Origin of the sequence: Autumnicola musiva (assembly GCF_031846585.1) — a bacterium.
Taxonomy (GTDB): domain Bacteria; phylum Bacteroidota; class Bacteroidia; order Flavobacteriales; family Flavobacteriaceae; genus Autumnicola; species Autumnicola musiva.
In genome coordinates this window covers 30,084-49,044 of record NZ_JAVRHK010000021.1, presented here as the reverse complement: position 1 = coordinate 49,044, position 18,961 = coordinate 30,084, and the positions used below count along the sequence as shown (strand labels likewise).

Below are 18,961 nucleotides of genomic sequence, written 5' to 3'. Positions count from 1 at the left end.
TGTAGCTTATTTATTCTCTGCGAAACTGCTTGGCTTTAATGATGGCTGTTGCAGTTGATGTTTATGCACAGAAAGAACATTTACCTTTTCAGGAATTATTGCAAATTATCAATAACTGCAAAAAAAAGAGGCTGCCTCTTAAGACAGCCTCTTTCAATTATTTAGAAATTCAATTAATCTTCATCTTCTAGAAAAAGTGCTGACACACCTGAAAGCATATTGTCCATAGAAGGACTCATATTACCGCTCTCAGAAGACACATTGGAAAATTCAAGCACTCTCCCGCCACCATTGGCTAATTCTGCAACATAAATCATGTCACTGTCTTCATCATATACAACATTAACAGGATTCCCCAGATGAGTATTGGATCCTGATGTTCTCATTTGTTCACTTATTGCCAACATACCGCCATCTTCAGTATCATTAAATTTCGAATCGAAATTTGGGATTACATGAAGGGCACCATCAGAATCATCACTGGCATCACCAATATCAGTAAGTACCATTGTATTATCATCATAGTCTAAACCATGAGTACGCACAATACCTTCTATAGCAATCATTTTTGAAGCCTCAACATTTGCATCTGTAGTATTTGATGTCGTAAAATTGTCAAATCTTGCAAGCATATTAGTAGTATCTACAATTGCGTATAGATGACCCCCAATAAACTCAATTCCCCAAACTTTAAAATTAACAGTTACTGTATTTCTTAAAGTAAAACCGGAATCTGTTTTAGTATAGATATAAAACCTACCATCAGCAGTGTTGTCATCACCATCAACGTCGGCATTATCAGAAATTACATAAACATCATCATTAACGGCAATGTCACGCGGACTTTGTAGGTCCATTGTGCCTGAAAAATCAGCATCGGCAGAAGAAGACATTTCATCCCACATTTCAATTCCGCTATAATATTGAACCTGTGCAGGATCCCGGGATACAATAGTTAATGCATCCTCCTCCTCATCATAGTAAGCACCTTCGGCGTCATTTGAGGAACTGCTAACGCTAATGCTTTCCCCGGTACTTAAGTTGTACTGAACAATCTCCCCGGAATGTGTGGTTGCGAATAACCAGCTTGCATCTTCAACCATATCATCATCTGTTCCTGTGACGTCATCATCGTCACTACAGGATGTAAATAAAGTAGCAGTGGAAATTAGTAATAGTAAATAAATTGATCTCATTTTCTTCATAATTCTCTTAATTTGTTTGTTCGTAAGTTTTAAATATACGTTTAACTCGTTGCTCCAGTTTCGTGTTATAAAATATTTAGTATTGCTGAAAAACCTCAGGCTTTGAAGGACAGGGCCTTAATTAAATCATCTTAACAAAACTTTAGTGGGGTAATAGTTGATGAATCTCCTGATATGGGTGTTGTACACTATATTTTTTGGGGGTAGCTAGATGAATTCAGATTTTTAATGAAGGTGATGGGATATTTTAAAGATGGTTTATTCCTGTTGAACACAATAAAGCTAAACCACAAAAGCCAAAATCCTGAAATTTTTATATTTAAAAGGAATAAAATCGGAATACTTATGAAATTGATTGATATTTTCAGGTCTTCTTACCAGTTTGAAATTTCGAATATTAAAAATCTGTTCAAAGCAGAAAATATATATTACCAGGTTCGCGGAGAGGCAATGGATAGTGCTGCCGGAATTGGTGGTATGGGTAATGATGGTATGAGGATAGCGGTTGAGGAAGGAGACTATTCCCGTGCCAGGGAAATACTTGAAAACGCGGGATTTGCAGGTGAAAATATTTCTGAAACTCAAAATCCCGATCGAAAATCGCAGTTCAATAAATGGTTGATTGGAATAATTGCCATTCTCATCACACTTGCACTTTTATCTTTATTCGCGGGATGATAACTAAAAGCATAAAAAATCCCGTTCAGATCCATTCTGAACAGGATTTTTGATTTGAATAAAATTTCTATGTCTAGTACCTGTAATATTCCGGCTTAAAAGGCCCTTTTACTTCAACTCCAATATATTCAGCCTGCTCCTGGGAGAGATCGGTTAATTCTACCCCGATTTTTTCAAGGTGAAGTGCGGCAACTTTTTCATCTAAATGCTTCGGAAGCATATAAACTTTATTTTCATATTTATTAGTATGATTCCAAAGTTCAATTTGTGCCAGGGTTTGATTTGTGAATGAATTACTCATCACGAAGCTTGGATGTCCTGTAGCGCAGCCAAGGTTTACCAGTCTTCCTTCAGCAAGGAGAATAATATCCTTCCCGTCTATGGTATACTTATCTACCTGTGGTTTAATTTCATTTTTGGTGTCACCATAGTTATTATTTAACCAGGCCACAGCAATCTCATTATCAAAATGGCCAATATTGCACACAATGGTCTTGTCCTTCATCGCTTTGAAATGCTCTCCCCTAACGATATCCTTGTTACCGGTAGTGGTAATCACAATATCAGCTTTTGGCAGCACCGTTTCCAGTTTTTTGACTTCAAAACCATCCATAGCAGCTTGTAAAGCACATATAGGATCAATCTCTGTAACTGTTACAATAGCTCCGTTTCCTCTAAATGAAGCGGCGGTACCTTTACCAACATCTCCGTAACCGCAAACTACAACACGTTTTCCTGCAAGCATAACATCTGTTGCACGTCGAATGGCATCAACTGCACTTTCACGACAACCGTATTTATTGTCAAATTTTGATTTGGTAACTGAATCGTTCACGTTAATGGCCGGCATGGCCAGTGTGCCTTTTTTCATACGCTCGTATAAACGGTGAACCCCAGTAGTGGTTTCTTCTGAAAGTCCGCGGATTCCTTCAGTCAGTTCCGGATATTTGTCAAAAACCATATTCGTCAAATCCCCGCCGTCATCAAGAATCATGTTAAGGGGCTTGCGCTCTTCACCAAAGAAAAGCGTTTGCTCTATACACCAGTTAAATTCTTCTTCAGTCATCCCCTTCCAGGCATAAACCGGGATTCCTGCTTCAGCAATTGCAGCAGCAGCCTGATCCTGTGTAGAGAAAATATTGCAGGAGCTCCAGGTAACTTCAGCACCAAGAGAAATAAGAGTCTCAATAAGCACAGCGGTTTGAATGGTCATATGAAGGCATCCGGCAATTCTTGCACCCTTTAAAGGTTGCTCGTTCTTAAACTCTTCTCTCAAAGACATTAAGCCCGGCATTTCGGCTTCAGCCAGTTCAATTTCTTTTCTTCCCCATGCAGCAAGGGAAATATCTTTTACTTTATAAGGCGTATAAGCCACCGTTTTAGTAGACATATTATTATATTTGATTATAGTAACAATTAGTTTGCAAAAGTAATTAATATCTAACAAAACTGCATGTCACTTTACAAAACAATAACAGTTGATGAGCATACTAAAGTCCTCATTTGGAAGATTGAAGAGTCGCTGGAATGGCTGAGTAGAGATGTTAAGTTAACTGAACATTGCCGTAAACGTGTGGAAGGGATGAAGTCTGAAATTCATAGGCGCGGATTTATGAGTATCAGGCATTTGATGGCCGAAATGGGGTACACAGATCAGGATTTATATTATGACGAATTTGGAAAACCTCATCTTAAGGACAATAAATATATTTCTATCACACATTCCTTCAATTTTACCGGAATTGTTGTAAGTGACAAAGAAGTGGGGATAGACATTGAAAAGCAGCGGGATAAAATCCTTAAAATTGCAAATAAATTCACTCCATTAAAGGAATATCATATGCTGGCCAATGAAGATGCCCTTATAAGGAAGCTAACTATTGTTTGGGGTGCCAAGGAATCTATTTATAAGTTGCAGGCAGAGCCGGGGCTGGGTTTTCTTCAGCACATAAATATTTCCGATTTTGATTTTGATGATAGTTCCACTACAGGAAAGATATTTTTTAAAGGTAATACAGGTGTTTTTGATATTTATTTTCTTGAATTCGAGGGTTTTACCTGTGTGTATGCTTTACGCGCACAGAATTATGAGGGATCAAATATTTCGGCATGAGTTATATTTATTCTGAAATTCTTAAAGCCGCTCTAAATGATAAAAAGCAGCTATCCATATTAATTGATCCTGAAAAAACTGATGCTGAAAATGTGCAAAGCCTTTTAAAAAACCTGCCCCGCGAAACTGGTTTTCTGTTTGTAGGCGGAAGTACGGTGGCGCCTGAAAAAACTGAAAATATAGTAACAACAATAAAGAAATTTTCAAATTTACCGGTTATACTTTTTCCGGGTGACCATACTCAAATTACTGAAGAAGCAGATGCAATTTTGTTTTTAAGCCTGCTCTCAGGTCAAAATCCGGAATACTTAATAGGACAACATGTAAAATCGGTTTCCCGTTTAAGACAATCAAAGCTTGAAATTATTCCTACAGGCTATATTCTGGTAGATGGCGGGAAAGAATCTGCGGTACAGCGGGTGAGCAATACGCTCCCCCTTCCGCAGGAAAAAGTACAGCTAATTGTAGATACGGCACTGGCAGGTCAGTTTTCAGGAAAAAAACTAATCTATTTGGAAGCGGGGAGCGGTGCAAAGTTTCCTGTTTCTGGAGAGGTTATTTCAGTTGTTAAAAAAGCAATTGATATTCCACTGGTTGTTGGCGGAGGAATCCGCAGCACACGGCAACTGGAGAAGGCTTATGGTGCGGGAGCCGATATGGTTGTGATTGGAACTGCCTTTGAAAATAAAAATTTTTCAGATAAAATTTCTAAACTTTCTGTGGAATCATCCGGAATCTAAAAATTAACGTAAAACTTTTTCTAATCTATCTGAACCATCCAATATGCAACCGATTTTCGATTTTTTCTTTGATCAGTACTATGGTACGCCTACCTATCTTATAGTACTTGAATTAATAGGAGTTTTTTTCGGCTTCCTAAGCGTTATTTACTCTAAAAACGACAACATTCTGGTTTATCCTACAGGAATTATAAGTACTGCCATTTTTGTTTATATCCTTGCCATTTATGGTTTGCTGGGGGATATGATGATTAACGCCTATTATTTTTCCATGAGTATTTACGGTTGGTACATCTGGACTAGAAAAGTAGATCCTGAACATTTTACCCCCATTACCAATACCACCTCTAAAGAGAACTGGCAGTCGGTTTATATATTTATAGCTACAATGGTTTTTGTTTTCGCCATTTATGAATATTTTGAAAAATGGAACAACTGGACCGCCTATGTAGATACAGTTACCACGGCAATCTTCTTTGTGGGGATGTGGCAAATGGCTAAAAAGAAAATTGAAAACTGGATTTTCTGGATTGTAGGTGATATTATATCGGTACCCTTATATTTTTATAAGGGCCTTACTTTCACGGCCATTCAATATTTTATATTTACAATAATCGCCATTTACGGCTACAAAGCATGGAAGAGAAACTTGCGCAACGACCTTCGTCCTGCATAAAAATTGTATTATTTGGCCCTGAATCTTCAGGGAAAACCACTTTGGCTTCACAATTAGCTGCACATTATAATGCTCCCCTGGTGAAGGAGTATATGCGTGAATACCTTCAGAAAAAATGGGATGAAAAACGGGAGATTTGTCAACTTGAAGACTTAATCCCTGTTGCTGAAGGACAGATGAAGCTGGAAAATGATCTTGCTGGAAGAGCGGGTAACTTGATGATTTGTGACACTAATCTTATGGAGCTAAAGGTTTATTCTGAAGCATATTATGAAGGTTACTGTGACCGGAAACTTCTTAAACATGCGTTAAACAACCACTATTCTTCCTATTTTTTAACGTATATTGATACTCCCTGGAAACCCGATGATCTTCGGGACAAACCCGATGATCGCATTGGAATGTTTAACAGGTTTAGAGCTGCTCTTGAAGAGCATAACAAGCCTTATGTTATTTTAAAAGGTAACAAAGAGGAGCGTTTCAAAAGGGCTGTCTCAATAATTGATAATAAATTAAAAATACAAAATAGTGAAACTTAGTGAAAAGGACCTTTCTCAAATAAAGGAAAAAGGTATTAGTGAACAGGAGGTTGAAAATCAAATAAGCATTTTCAAAAGAGGTAATATTAAAGTAGATATTATCGAAGCAGCAACTATAGGAAAAGGGATTTTTTCCTTTTCTGTAGAGGAAAAACAGGATCTTATTTCTTTTTATAATTCTAAAAAGGAGAATCTTGAAATTACCAAATTTGTGCCTGCTTCAGGGGCGGCTACCAGAATGTTTAAAGCCCTGCATAATTTTGTAGCAGAATTTGACCCTTCAAAAGAAAGCTTAAGAACATATCTTGATAAAAAAGAAAACCACAGTTTGCAGCGCTTTTTTGAGAAAATGGAAAAACTTCCATTCTATAATTTAGCTTTGGATTACGCTCATAAAAATACAGGGAATTTTGACGATCTTTCTCATGACGAACAGCGGCTGGAAATTGTTAAAAGCATTTTATTTGAAGATGGGCTTAATTTGAGCAATTATCCCAAGGGCCTTGTTCCTTTTCATGATTATAAAGACGGTTTTCGTACAGCCTTTGAAGAGCATCTTATAGAAGCAGCCCGGTATATAGCTGTGAATGGAATGGCAAAACTTCATTTTACCATTTCTGAAGAGCATGAAGATAAATTTAAAGCTGAATTTGAAAAAATAAAAGACAGAGCGGAAGAAAAGACCGGAGTAAAATTTGATATTTCTTTTTCCTTTCAGGATCCAAAAACCGATACAATTGCGGTAGACGATAATAATGAACCTTTTCGTACTGCGGAAGGAAAAATGTTTTTTCGTCCCGGTGGACATGGTGCACTAATTGAGAATCTTAACAATCAAAAAGCCGATTTGGCATTTCTGAAGAATATCGATAATGTCGTTACTGAGAAAAATATCCCTGAAGTGGTAGAGTACAAGAAAATGCTGGCTGGGAAACTGTTGAAACTACAGGAACAGTGTTTTGACGCTATGAAAAAACTTGAATCCGGGAATACTTCAGAAGAAGGAATACAGCAGATTTCAAAATTTGTAAAAGAAGAGCTTTTTCAGAGCGATGAAAACTTTAAAAATTTATCTTCCGAAGAAAAAATCCAGTACCTTAAGGATAAAATTAACAGGCCAATTAGAGTAGGCGGAATGGTGAAAAATGAAGGAGAGCCCGGAGGTGGGCCTTTTCTGGTGCGAAACGAAAATGGGGAAATTTCACTGCAGATAATTGAAGGTGCGCAAATAGACCAGGATAACCCGCAGCAGGTAAAAACAGCACAGGAAGCAACTCATTTTAATCCTGTGGATTTAGTTTGCGGACTTAAAAATTACAAAGGACAGAAGTTTGACCTTAATAATTATGTAGATCCTAAAACCAGTTTTATTGCAGATAAAACCAAAGATGGAAAAGCTTTAAAAGCCTTGGAGCGGCCCGGTCTTTGGAATGGTGCAATGGCTAAATGGAATACTGTTTTTGTGGAAGTTCCTGTTTCTACTTTTAATCCTGTAAAAACAGTAGCCGATCTTTTGAAGAAATCCCATCAGCCGAATTAAGTTTTGGACGAAGAGCAGATTTTAAGAGAGCTTAGATTTAAGGCAGTACGTAGTTCGGGGGCCGGCGGGCAGCATGTAAATAAGACATCTTCCAAGGTGGAGTTGCATTTTGATGTAAAAAATTCCGCTGGGATTAAGGATGAGGTGAAAACTCGCGTTATTAAAAAATTACAGTCAAGGCTCACTAAGGAAAATATTCTCATTTTAGGTAGCGAAGAATCGCGGAGCCAACATAGAAATAAAGAGTTGGTGGTCCAAAGGTTTTTTAAAATCTTAAAGATTGCTTCTGTAAAGCCTAAATTAAGGAAGAAGACTAAACCTACTAAAGCATCAAAAATTAAACGCCTCAAAAAGAAAAAAATAAATGCTGAGAGAAAAGCAAACCGTAAAGATCCTCTGAGATAGAAAACTGTAGATTTTTTCCACATCTATATGTGGTAGTAAACAACTTTTCTACAGCTAGTTTTTGTTCAAAAGAAAATTGGTACGCGTTAAAGCTTAATTAAAGAAGATTTAGATGATATTGAAGGTCTTTTTTATAGTTGGTATGGTTTTCTCTGTGTTTCTATTAGGTTAGATAGATAGATTAACTTATTTAATTACAACAACAATTGTTGAATTATTTAGATTTTCGGATTAAAAGAGGCTTGGGAAAGCCTCTTTTTTTTATTAAAATAGGATAAATACCCCCGAAGCTGGCCTCGTTTGTAAATGTTTAAAGTTAAAAACGTGTTCCTTCTCAATACTCCGTGTATTGCTCGAGAAAATTGTAGAACAGAATCCACATAATTTTTTCTTAAATCTCATAAATTCTACATAAAATGATAAATTAAAATTTCCTGAATTTTTTTAAATAACTGAATTTTAGAATGTTACTTTTGGTTTGATTATTTTGGTACAGTTATTAGAGTATTAATTATGAACAATTAATTTGAATGTTATGAAAAAACTAGGATTATCATTAATTGCAGCCGGTGCATTTTTTGTATCAACCAATGTTGCCCAGGCACAGGAAACAGAAACTCAGGGAGAAGAAGAAGTAATAGTAGAGCAAGAAACTCAGCAAGACGGATTTGAAAGCTTAGAGATTATGGCTTTGCCACAAGCAGTGAAAGTAGCTGTAATAAAAAGTTATGAAGGAGCTACAACCGAAAGCGCCTGGGTGAAAACCGGAGAAAACGGTGAGAAGATCTATAAACTAGATATTAATGTAGACGGGCAGACTCAAACTGTTAAAGCAGATGCTGAGGGAAACTGGATTGAGGACGAAAATTAATAAGCTATAGCTGATTTAATAAGAGAAGCCGACTCTTACAGCAACGGAGGCTTAAACAGGTAGGAATGAAAGCTGGGAAATGTTCCGTTCAGAGAAATCTGAAAACCATTCTAACAATAACTAACCCGGAAATTTTCTGCAAGTGGATACGAAAACTGAATTTATAGGCTCCGTTAAAATGGAAGTTAAACAATTATAAGTTATAATATAATTTACAATTGTAGGAAAAGAGGTCAATTTAGGCCTCTTTTTTTTATATTCAATTTGAAATTTTAAATGACTCAAAGATTATTAACTTTGCAGGTACATTAAAAAAATTATGACAAAAATTCTCCTGGTAGAAGATGATGTGGCTTTTGGAACCATGCTAAAAACTTTCCTGGTTAAAAGAAACTATAACGTAGAGCTGGTCTTTTCTGCTTCAGAGGCTCTTAAAAAAATTTCGTCACTTAAATTTGATATGGTAATTACCGATGTTCGCCTGCCTGACCAAAGTGGCTTAGACATCTTGAAAGAAGCAAAATCTGTTAACTTTTCTACGCAGGTGATAGTAATGACAAGTTATGCTGAAATAAGTATGGCAGTTAAGGCTATGAAGTTTGGTGCCTTTGATTATGTATCCAAACCTTTCCGGCCGGAATCAATTTTACAGACCATAGAAAATGCTTTAAGTACCAGTGCAGTTCAACAGGAAGAAGCACTAGAGGATCACGTAGAGCAGCCAAAAAGTGAAAAACCCGCTGCGGTTTCAGATAGCAGTTTTATCAAAGGTGTAAGTGAGGCTTCCCGAAAACTAAACGATTATATAGAGTTGGTGGCCCCCACCAATATGTCTGTGCTCATAATGGGCGAAAGCGGAACAGGAAAAGAGCAGGTGGCAAAAAGTATTCACAGTCAAAGTAAAAGAAGGGGAGCTCCGTTTATTGCGGTAGATTGCGGGGCAATTCCAAAGGAAATTGCCTCAAGTGAATTTTTTGGTCATATTAAGGGCTCATTTACCGGTGCTATAAATGATAAAACCGGCCATTTCCAGGCTGCCAACGGTGGAACCTTATTCTTAGACGAAATTGGCAACCTAAGCTATGAATTGCAGGTGCAGTTGCTTCGTGCCCTGCAGGAAAGAAGAATAAAGCCAGTAGGAAGTAATAAAGAAATTGAAGTAGATATCAGAGTGGTTACAGCTACCAATGAAGATTTGGCGCAGGCAGTTAAAGAAGGAGATTTTAGAGAAGATCTTTACCACCGCTTAAACGAATTCTCTGTAAAAGTTCCCTCTCTGAAAGAACGTAGTGAAGATTTAATGATTTTTGCAGATCATTTTTTAAATGAAGCAAATGCCGAACTGGAAAAGAGTGTGGTAGGTTTTACTCCTAAAGCTATAGAGGCTTTTAAAAATTACAGCTGGCCGGGAAATTTACGTGAGCTTAAAAATATGGTGAAGAGAGCAGTACTCTTAACCCAGGAAGATTTGATCCCTCTGAAAGTTTTGCCGCATGAAATTTCCACTGCTGAAAAATCTGAAGATAATTACGGACTGTTCAAAAATAAAAATGAAGAACAACTTATTCTGGACGCTTTGGAAAAATCTGGAGGAAACAAAAGTAGGGCCGCACGTTTACTTTCAATAGATCGTAAGACGCTGTACAATAAATTAAAACAGTACGGGATTAAACTGTAACCTCGGCCTCCAGGTTCTTCATTAATTTTTTTAAATCAGAAAGCATTTTCTGGATTTCCTGTTTTGAAACCTCTTTGTGCCTTTCCAGTTTTTCCAGGGTAGGTATTACTTTTTTTGCCTTCATTTGCTTTAACATAGGGAGCATTTTATGGGACACTGTTGCCAGTGTTTCTTCATCTTTATTTTGCAAAGCACCTTCAATAGCAGCAATATTTTCCTGGGAACTTTCTAGGAAGGCTTTCAAAATCACCTTCATGGCTTCATCATCACCACCTGAAAACAAGTAGATATCCTCCAGGTTGTATTCCCGGGATTTATTCTTTTGTTTTTGCTTTTTATTCTTCTTTTGCTGAATATCTACTTTAAAAATCTCTGCAATAGTTTGGATTAACTCTGCAGGTCGATAGGGTTTAAGTAGATTTCTGTTGAAGCCGGCTTCTTTATAGGTTTCCGAAGAGACTTCTCTCCTGCCTGAAAGAGCAATTACCGGTATTTGCTGTAATTCAGGAGTTGTGCGGATGGTTTTTACAAGCTGAAATCCGTCTGTTACAGGCATTTGAATATCGGTTAGCACGAGGTCAAATTTATCAGATTTCAATTTTTCGAGGGCTTCTTTTCCATTTTTACTTGTTATGCAGTTAAAGCCTATGGATTTTACCAGTTCGCAGGTAAGGGCTAATTGGGAATTCTCATCATCAACTACTAAGGCTTTTTTTCCGCTTAAATCTACCTGTTCTGCTTTTACTTCGGGCAGTGCTTCTTTTTCCTGTGTGGAAGGCCGGATGTTGCTTACTGGAATAATGACTGTGAACTCGCTTCCTTCTCCCGGCTTACTTTTCAGTTTTATCTCACCTTTTAAGAGATGTGCCAGGCTTTTGGTAATGGTAAGACCAAGGCCTGTTCCGCCATATTGTTTTTCAATATTGCTGTTCTCCTGGGAGAACTCCTCGAATATTTCTTCCTGCTTTTCATCAGAAATACCAATTCCCGTATCTTTTACTATGATGATGAGATCATTTCCTTTGCTTTTTTTTCTGATTTTGGCAGTAACACTAATCTCTCCTATCTCCGTAAACTTGTAGGCATTGGTAACCAAATTTGCAATAATTTGCTTAATACGAAAGGGGTCACTTAAAAATTCTGAATCGGTTTCTTCAGACGTATTTACAATAACTTTAATTTTTTCGTTTTCTTCAGCGGGAATATTGTTGTATACAGTGTCTTCTATAAGCTTCTTCGGGTTAAATGGTAATTTTTCCACCAGCATTTTTCCTGCCTCCAATTTTGATAGATCCAGCAAATCGTTCACCAGGTGAAGAATAAAATCTGAAGATCTCTTTATCTGGTCCAGGTAATGATTTTGTTTATTATTAAGCCCCGTCTTATTCATTAAATCTGAGTACCCGATAACTGTAGTGAGTGGTGATCGCAAATCATGCGTAATAGCAGCCATAAACTGTTCTCTTCTCTTGAGCAAAGATTCCGCAAAGGTTTTGGCTTCTTCCAGTTGCACGCGGTAACGCTGACTTCTGGAGATATCCTGCAGAATAAGTATTAAAAATATCAGAATTATGAGCACGCTTATAATTCCGGCTATTATTATAATTTCAGAAGTGCTTTCCAGCATTTGCTGTGAATCCTGGGCTCGGGTAATTGCCGCCTCCCGCTCTTCCTGTTCAATTTTGGCAAGAAAGCGCCTTAGCTGCTGGTTCAAAATCATATCGTTATCAAGAAGCTCGTTTTCCTTTTGAATTACTGTATTTTGAAATTGCCTGTTAGCATATTCCAGCTCGCTTAATACTTTTTTTACCGAGTTAACTAGGGAATCTGCTGTTTTGTTGGTAAGTGTTTCAGCATTATCCTTCCGGGCATACTCCAGCCAGTCAATAAGCACTTCCCTTTGATAGGATTTCAGGTTTTGAAAACGACCTTCGTAATTATCCTGGGCAAATGTTTCATCAACTCTTCTCAACTCACGCAGTACCTGGGAATAATAATTGGTGTTACGGTCCTTTTTTCTCAGTTCCAGCAGTTCCCAAAGGTTTTCGGTTTTCTGAGTGAGCAGTTTAGAAATGCTGTCCAGTTCGCTTTGCATAAAGCTGTCAGAATATGTTCTTTTCAGCAAATGCATATCTGCCCTAATACTATCTATTTGATTTCTATACAGTATACTGTCTGCCTGAGCTCCCTTTTGAATAAGCCTTCGGCTTATATTTTCAGTTTCATAGAGGTCGGTGGTAATCTCACTAACTATAAATAGTTGCTCATTATTGGTACTGTTAGATTGGTTGAGGCTGGTAAAAGCAATTACTTCTGAATAAACATACCAAATAGCAATACCCACCAGCATGGCAAGGACCATGTATCCGGCAATTATCTTAAAGGTTATGGAACGTTTTGTGTTTTGCATCAATTCGGGTTATCTAATTTACCTGTGTTTTTGCCTGTGCGTATCTCTATTGTCCTTTTCTTTGGGTACAAAAGGAACATGCAAAGGTCGGAAACAATTCTTATGGTTCCGGATGAGGTAAAATTACATCAATAAATCAAACGAAATAAAATATTGAATATTGAAAAAAGCTCTTTACATTTGCGGCACATCTCAAAGGGGTGCCTTTAAAAGAGGCTGAGATCATACCCAATGAACCTGGGCGGGTAATGCTGCCAAGGGAAAACGCGAAAGCGTAGCGTATGTTATACTCCTGAAAGTGCCAAAATTGAACGGCTGTTTCAGGATTTTTTATTTTAATTAATTAACCAAGGAATAATTGCCCCTTTTATTCGTAAAAAAATTTGTTACGAATGAAAAACGTTTTATTTTTCCTGGGTCTGCTTTTCTTATCATCGCAGGCTTTTTCACAAAATTACACCCTCAGTGGTAAGGTAACCGATAGACAAACTCCTTTACAGGGATTATCTGTTTTTGCAGTTGGTACCGGCACCGGAACACAAACCGATGAAAATGGCGATTATTCCCTTCAGCTTAAAGAAGGGAGATACACCATTTTATATTCTTTTGGAAATCGCAAAAGAATCCAGGTGAATCTTACTGAAGATAAAGTGCTGGATGTAGACATGAGTACAGCAGAAGAGGTGCTTGATGAGGTCTTCCTGTCTTCGGTAAGGGTTTCTTCTGATGAACCTATTACTTACAGTAATCTTTCTAATGAAGAAATTGAAGATCGTAATTTAGGACAGGATATTCCTGTGCTGATGAATTATATGCCAAACGTGGTCTCTACCAGTGATGCCGGTGCCGGAGTGGGTTATACGGGTATAAGGGTTCGTGGGAGCGATGCCACCAGGGTAAATGTGACCGTAAACGGGATCCCGCTTAATGATGCTGAAAGCCAGGGAGTGTTCTGGGTAAATATGGGAGATTTTGCCTCTTCAGTTCAAAACCTTCAGTTGCAACGCGGGGTGGGAACTTCAACGAGCGGGGCGGGTGCTTTTGGTGCCAGTTTAAATATACTTACAGATCGCTACCAGGAAGAAGCTTCAGCCCAACTGGCCAACAGTATCGGGTCTTATAATACCTTCAAACATACTTTGGAATTCAGCACCGGTCTTATGGACAATCACTGGGAATTTGCCGGAAGGGCTTCAAAAATAAGAAGTGACGGCTATATAGACAGGGCAGAGAGCGAGCTGAAATCTTATTTCCTACAGGGAACTTATGTAGATGATAACACCCTTGTAAAAGCTATTTCTTTTGGCGGAACTGAAACCACCTACCATGCATGGTATGGTATTGATGGCGAAACATTAAGAGAAAACCGCAGGTATAATCCCGCAGGATTGTATACCGATGATGACGGGAATGAACAGTTTTATGATGAGCAGACCGATAATTACTGGCAGGACCATTACCAGTTACTTTGGAACCAGGATTATAACGAATACTGGTCTTCCAACATCGCTTTACATTATACCAAAGGAAGGGGGTATTACCAGGAATATCAGTCAAATCAGGATTTTATGGATTTCGGGTTGCAGCCTTTTATGGCAGAAGGGGAAGAGGTCAATACTTCAGATCTTGTAAGCCGGGAATGGCTGGATAATGATTTTTACGGAACTGTTTTCAGCTTAAATTATGAAAATGAAAAGGTAGATGCGGTACTGGGAGGCGGCTGGAACAGGTATGAAGGCGACCACTTTGGTGAGGTAATTTATACCCTTTTCGCCAGGAACAATAATCCGGATGAAACATACTACGATAATGTGGCGCTTAAAACCGATTTTAATATCTACGGAAAGGCAACCTTTTCCATTACCGAAGAGTTGGCGGCTTACGGAGATCTTCAGCTAAGGACCATTAATTATGAAACCAACGGAATTCTTGATGATGGCCGTAATTTTAATGTAGATGATTCTTTCGAGTTTTTTAATCCTAAAGCGGGAATAACATATCAGCCAAATGATAAAAGCCAGTTTTACGCTTCTTATGCCCGTGCACACCGTGAACCCACGCGTAGTGATTATGAGAACGGAGATCCGGAAGCTGAAGAGCTGAATGATTTTGAACTGGGCTGGAGGTTTAACAGTCCGGCATTCCAGGTAAATTCCAACCTTTACTATATGGATTATCAAAACCAGCTGGTGTTAACCGGTGGGATTGATGATGTTGGGGCTTTCGTTAGGGAGAATAGCGGAAACAGCTATCGCCTGGGGCTGGAAATAGATGCTACCGTACGAATTACCGAAAACCTTTGGGTAAGGCCAAATGTCTCTTTAAGTCGAAATAAAAACGTGGACTTTGTGTCTACTTTAGACGGAGAGCTGGTTGAATACGGCGAAACTAATATTTCTTTCTCCCCGGAAATTGTTGCAGGTAATATAATAAGTTATATGCCGGTGAACGGGCTGGAACTTAAATGGCTTTCAAAATATGTAGGAGAGCAATATATGAGCAATACCGAAGCTAAAGGCTCTAAACTTGGCGATTATTTTATTAATGATTTTAATGTTCAATATAATTGGAGAAATGCTCCGCTTTTTGAATCAGTAATTCTTACCGGCCTGGTAAACAATATTTTTGGGAAAGAATATGTTTCTAATGGTTATTACGATCCAGCCTATGGTGCCGGCTATTATCCGCAGGCCACCACCAATTATCTGGCGGGATTAACTTTAAAATTCTAAATTATATCCACAGGCCGTCTAAGAAATAAGAATTTACCACCCTGAATCTTTTAAGGAGCAGCCCCGGTAAAATCTATATTCTTAGACGGCTTTTTTATTGATATTAATACAGTTGTCGCTAATTATAAACTTCAATAATATTGCCGCGGCGTTCCACGCGATAAGGTTTCATGGCAAACCGTCCTTCTCCGGCTGTTTGTTCCCCGGTAAGAATATTATATTCATTTCCATCATCACACCGGCATTTTGCGGTAATACCATCCACTACCATTGCTGAACATTCGCCAGGTGGGTGATTGGGATCGCTTAATTCCAAAGCGATGTACTGCGAATTGTTGAGGTTGTAAATTACGATACCTTTGATGCCGTAGTTGTATGTAACATAACTGTTTCCCGGGTACTGCAAGTTATTGTATTCCGGCAGGTTAAGGTTGAGTTGTAACTGGATATTAAGATCTACAAGATTAGGATTGTTTTGGTAATTGTCATCTTCAGAAGAGCAGCTCATCATAAAGAAAACAGTTATTGAAACCAAAATTGCTCTTTTCATAAATTTGTTTTTAATTATCACTGATAAATCATATTCCGGTGAAAATAATATAATTGTACCGAAAGTTTATATTTATTACATTTGTTAAAAGAAATCCCGTCCCAGAATGGGATTTTTTATGTTAAATCATGAAGCTTAGTTTTAGTAATGGCAATAATATTTAGTGTCGTTAATTTCAACTTCATCAAAAAATAACACAATTATATTAATAGTTTAAGATGTAACGGGGGCTTATGTCCTCTATTGTAGATTAAAACAAAAAATTATGAGCAAAGTATCTTATTATACAGCAGAAGGGCTCAAAAAGTTAAGAGATGAACTTAACCAATTAAAGGATGTTGAGCGTCCAAAAGCTTCAGAAGCTATTGCAGAAGCAAGGGACAAAGGAGATTTGAGTGAAAATGCAGAGTATGATGCAGCCAAGGAAGCACAGGGGCTGTTGGAAATGAAAATTTCCAAAATGGAAGAAATAGTGGCAAATGCAAGGGTGATAGATGAATCGCAATTGGATACTTCTAAGGCTCTGGTGCATTCTTTTGTGAAAATTAAAAATCAAACCAGCGGGGCTGAAATGAAATATAAGCTTGTGGCACAAAGCGAAGCCGATTTAAAATCGGGTAGAATTTCTGTAGATTCTCCTATTGGTAAAGGACTGCTAGGGAAAAAAGTAGGTGATACCGCCGAAATTGAAGTTCCAAACGGGACCATGAAATTTGAGATTTTAGAGATATGGCGTGAATAATAATTAGTAATTATAGAATAAGGAAATCCTTTTCAGGTCTTTTAACTAAGAATTCCGAAAAGGATTTTTAATTTTATAGTAACTAATCTAAAAAAGAACAATTATGGCCACTTTATTTACAAAAATCGTGCATGGTGAAGTTCCCTGCTATAAAGTAGCTGAGAACAGTCAGTTTTTGGCTTTTTTGGATATAAGTCCCAATGCCAGAGGCCACACACTTTGCATTCCGAAAAAAGAAGTAGATAAAATTTTTGATCTGGAAGAAGAAATCTACCGGGAATTAATGCTATTTGCCCGTAAAGTAGCCATCGGGCTGGAAAAAGCAGTGTCCTGCGAACGGGTAGGCATGGCTGTTGTTGGCCTGGAAGTTCCGCATGTGCACGTGCACCTTATTCCTCTTAATAGTATGAAAGACATGGATTTTTCGAATAATTATAAAATGTCTGAAGAGGAATTTGCTAAACTCGCAGATGAAATTAGCAGGGAAGTAGTACTGTAATGGATCTTTCAGAATATAAATTAAGTCTTGAGATTAGGATAGACTGGAGTGATCTGGACCTTTACCAGCATGTAAATAACGTCTCTTACATGCGCTACCTGCAGTCTGGCCGGGTTAATTTTTGGGAAGCGACGGGCATTTATAAAAATTATAACACTTCCAGCCGTGGTACAATGCTGGTTTCAACCCATTGCGATTTTAAAAAATCTCTGCATTACCCGGGAAAGGCTGTTGTGAAAACAAAACTGGATTTTATGAAAAATACCAGTTTTGGTCTGAGGCACCTCGTACTGAATAGTGAAAATGAAATATGCGCTGAGGGAAAAGACGTGGTGGTTGGTTATGATTTTGAAAAAAATAAAACCTTCAGGATTCCAGATGAACTCCGGGAAATCCTGCGGAAGTTTTAGATCTTGCGCAGGGAAATTTTAAAGGTTGTGCCTTTGTTGATTTCACTTTGCACTACACGTATTTTACCTTTATGATAATCTTCAATAATCCTTTTTGCTAAAGACAGGCCAAGTCCCCAGCCGCGCTTTTTTGTGGTATGGCCGGGTTCAAAAATTTGTTTGAACTTTCTTTTTTCAATTCCTTTTCCGGTATCCTTTATAAAAATATGAACCCACCTGGTTTCTTCTTTAATTTCAATTTTAAGTTTCCCTTTGCCACGCATGGCATCTATGGAATTTTTCACCAGGTTTTCAATGGTCCAGCTGTATAATTGGTGGTTTAGTTCTGCTTCAATTACTTTAGAAGGGGCTATAATAGAAAATTCTACAAGCCTTGAACTTCTTGATTGAAGATATTCAAAACTATGCCGGGTGGCTTCAACCAGATCTGTTACCTTTAAAACAGGCGTGGAGCCTATTTTAGAAAAGCGTTCAGTTATTGTTTTTAGCCGGTCTATATCCTTTTCCATTTCCAGGATATAATTTTTATTGACATTCTCATCTTTCAGGATTTCAGTCCACCCGATAAGCGAAGATAGAGGAGTCCCTATTTGATGTGCGGTTTCCTTAGCCATTCCGGCCCAGAGCTTATTTTGTTCACTGTTTTTAGTGGTAGTGTAGAAAAAGTAAATAACCCCTATAAACAGGAAAGCAATAAGCAGTAATCCAATAGGATAATATTTCAGCTTATTCAGGGTGGGGGAGTTGCCGTAATAAATGTATTGTTGCTGGTCTTCATCCAGTACTATTTCAATTGGCTCATTTTCAGCTTTAAACTGACGGACAAAATCCTGTACTTTTTCATCGTCATCCAGTAATTCAGGATTAATATTACTACTGTAAGCCACCTTTCCATTCTCGGTAGTATGTATAATTGGAATAGAAGTGTTGCTATTCAGGATTTCCAGGATAAGTTCAAGGTCGGCATCCTCAGGGGCCGGTGTGCGGTTTAGTGCTTCCTGTGCCCTTGCCCAAATATTCATTTTTGAACGTTCGTCTTCTTTAAGATGCTGAAAAAAAATGCTCGTATTCCAGAGAACAAGACTTACTACGGCTAAACAGGAAATTACAATAAACCAGCGGTTAAAGGTACGCCCATCGGTAAAATTCATGAAGAAAAGCAAAGTTTGTTCG

General features: G+C 37.9%; 18 protein-coding genes. 13 read left to right on the top strand and 5 right to left on the bottom strand.

Features of this window, described 5'->3' with window-relative positions; all coding sequences use genetic code 11:
- Window positions 1-173: 173 nt before the first annotated feature.
- On the bottom strand, window positions 174-1,205 hold the full coding sequence (locus RM539_RS17820; protein WP_311504779.1) for a hypothetical protein: 1,032 nt from the start codon (window positions 1,203-1,205) through the stop codon (window positions 174-176).
- Between the two features lie 345 nt (window positions 1,206-1,550).
- On the opposite strand from RM539_RS17820, the gene RM539_RS17815 reads away from it, so the two are divergent.
- Complete coding sequence (locus RM539_RS17815) at window positions 1,551-1,883, top strand: putative signal transducing protein (protein ID WP_311504778.1); 333 nt, start codon at window positions 1,551-1,553, stop codon at window positions 1,881-1,883.
- A gap of 73 nt (window positions 1,884-1,956) precedes the next feature.
- Here the strand turns inward: RM539_RS17815 and ahcY are convergent, their stop codons facing one another.
- Complete coding sequence (ahcY, locus tag RM539_RS17810; protein WP_311504777.1) at window positions 1,957-3,273, bottom strand: adenosylhomocysteinase; 1,317 nt, start codon at window positions 3,271-3,273, stop codon at window positions 1,957-1,959.
- 63 nt (window positions 3,274-3,336) lie between these two features.
- Here ahcY and RM539_RS17805 point away from each other — a divergent pair, with 63 nt between their 5' ends.
- The 8 genes from RM539_RS17805 to RM539_RS17770 all read left to right on the top strand — a co-directional run bounded on the left by RM539_RS17805 (window position 3,337) and on the right by RM539_RS17770 (window position 10,445).
- On the top strand, window positions 3,337-3,996 hold the full coding sequence (locus RM539_RS17805) for a 4'-phosphopantetheinyl transferase family protein (RefSeq protein WP_311504776.1): 660 nt from the start codon (window positions 3,337-3,339) through the stop codon (window positions 3,994-3,996).
- A complete protein-coding gene (locus RM539_RS17800; RefSeq protein ID WP_311504775.1) occupies window positions 3,993-4,736 on the top strand; it encodes a phosphoglycerol geranylgeranyltransferase in 744 nt (247 codons plus the stop codon). Before RM539_RS17805 ends, RM539_RS17800 begins: the two co-directional genes overlap by 4 nt.
- A gap of 43 nt (window positions 4,737-4,779) precedes the next feature.
- Window positions 4,780-5,412 (top strand): nicotinamide riboside transporter PnuC, encoded by a 633-nt coding sequence (gene pnuC / locus RM539_RS17795; RefSeq protein ID WP_311504774.1) that lies wholly within the window; start codon window positions 4,780-4,782, stop codon window positions 5,410-5,412.
- Window positions 5,373-5,951, top strand: a complete 579-nt coding sequence (locus RM539_RS17790; protein WP_311504773.1) for an AAA family ATPase — start codon at window positions 5,373-5,375, stop codon at window positions 5,949-5,951. The genes pnuC and RM539_RS17790 overlap by 40 nt, the downstream gene beginning before the upstream one ends.
- Window positions 5,941-7,491 (top strand): DUF4301 family protein, encoded by a 1,551-nt coding sequence (locus tag RM539_RS17785; protein ID WP_311504772.1) that lies wholly within the window; start codon window positions 5,941-5,943, stop codon window positions 7,489-7,491. Before RM539_RS17790 ends, RM539_RS17785 begins: the two co-directional genes overlap by 11 nt.
- Window positions 7,492-7,494: 3 nt before the next feature.
- Window positions 7,495-7,896 (top strand): alternative ribosome rescue aminoacyl-tRNA hydrolase ArfB, encoded by a 402-nt coding sequence (gene arfB / locus RM539_RS17780; RefSeq protein ID WP_311504771.1) that lies wholly within the window; start codon window positions 7,495-7,497, stop codon window positions 7,894-7,896.
- 535 nt (window positions 7,897-8,431) lie between these two features.
- The gene (locus RM539_RS17775) at window positions 8,432-8,767 is read left to right on the top strand and encodes a hypothetical protein (protein ID WP_311504770.1); all 336 of its coding nucleotides are present in this window, start codon (window positions 8,432-8,434) and stop codon (window positions 8,765-8,767) included.
- A gap of 319 nt (window positions 8,768-9,086) precedes the next feature.
- The gene (locus RM539_RS17770) at window positions 9,087-10,445 is read left to right on the top strand and encodes a sigma-54-dependent transcriptional regulator (protein WP_311504769.1); all 1,359 of its coding nucleotides are present in this window, start codon (window positions 9,087-9,089) and stop codon (window positions 10,443-10,445) included.
- On the opposite strand, the gene RM539_RS17765 is transcribed toward RM539_RS17770, so the two are convergent.
- Window positions 10,435-12,855: a hybrid sensor histidine kinase/response regulator gene (locus tag RM539_RS17765; protein WP_311504768.1), complete on the bottom strand. Its 2,421-nt coding sequence runs from the start codon at window positions 12,853-12,855 to the stop codon at window positions 10,435-10,437. The genes RM539_RS17770 and RM539_RS17765 overlap by 11 nt on opposite strands.
- A 392-nt stretch (window positions 12,856-13,247) precedes the next feature.
- Between RM539_RS17765 and RM539_RS17760 the strand changes: the two genes are divergently transcribed.
- Window positions 13,248-15,587, top strand: a complete 2,340-nt coding sequence (locus RM539_RS17760; RefSeq protein ID WP_311504767.1) for a TonB-dependent receptor — start codon at window positions 13,248-13,250, stop codon at window positions 15,585-15,587.
- A gap of 118 nt (window positions 15,588-15,705) precedes the next feature.
- Here the strand turns inward: RM539_RS17760 and RM539_RS17755 are convergent, their stop codons facing one another.
- The gene (locus RM539_RS17755; protein WP_311504766.1) at window positions 15,706-16,137 is read right to left on the bottom strand and encodes a Rieske (2Fe-2S) protein; all 432 of its coding nucleotides are present in this window, start codon (window positions 16,135-16,137) and stop codon (window positions 15,706-15,708) included.
- Between the two features lie 265 nt (window positions 16,138-16,402).
- Between RM539_RS17755 and greA the strand changes: the two genes are divergently transcribed.
- The 3 genes from greA to RM539_RS17740 all read left to right on the top strand — a co-directional run bounded on the left by greA (window position 16,403) and on the right by RM539_RS17740 (window position 17,788).
- The gene (greA, locus tag RM539_RS17750; RefSeq protein ID WP_311504765.1) at window positions 16,403-16,879 is read left to right on the top strand and encodes a transcription elongation factor GreA; all 477 of its coding nucleotides are present in this window, start codon (window positions 16,403-16,405) and stop codon (window positions 16,877-16,879) included.
- Between the two features lie 103 nt (window positions 16,880-16,982).
- Window positions 16,983-17,378, top strand: a complete 396-nt coding sequence (locus RM539_RS17745) for an HIT family protein (protein WP_311504764.1) — start codon at window positions 16,983-16,985, stop codon at window positions 17,376-17,378.
- Window positions 17,378-17,788: an acyl-CoA thioesterase gene (locus RM539_RS17740; protein ID WP_311504763.1), complete on the top strand. Its 411-nt coding sequence runs from the start codon at window positions 17,378-17,380 to the stop codon at window positions 17,786-17,788. The genes RM539_RS17745 and RM539_RS17740 overlap by 1 nt, the downstream gene beginning before the upstream one ends.
- Here the strand turns inward: RM539_RS17740 and RM539_RS17735 are convergent.
- Complete coding sequence (locus RM539_RS17735) at window positions 17,785-18,939, bottom strand: sensor histidine kinase (RefSeq protein WP_311504762.1); 1,155 nt, start codon at window positions 18,937-18,939, stop codon at window positions 17,785-17,787. The genes RM539_RS17740 and RM539_RS17735 overlap by 4 nt on opposite strands.
- Window positions 18,940-18,961: the final 22 nt, after the last annotated feature.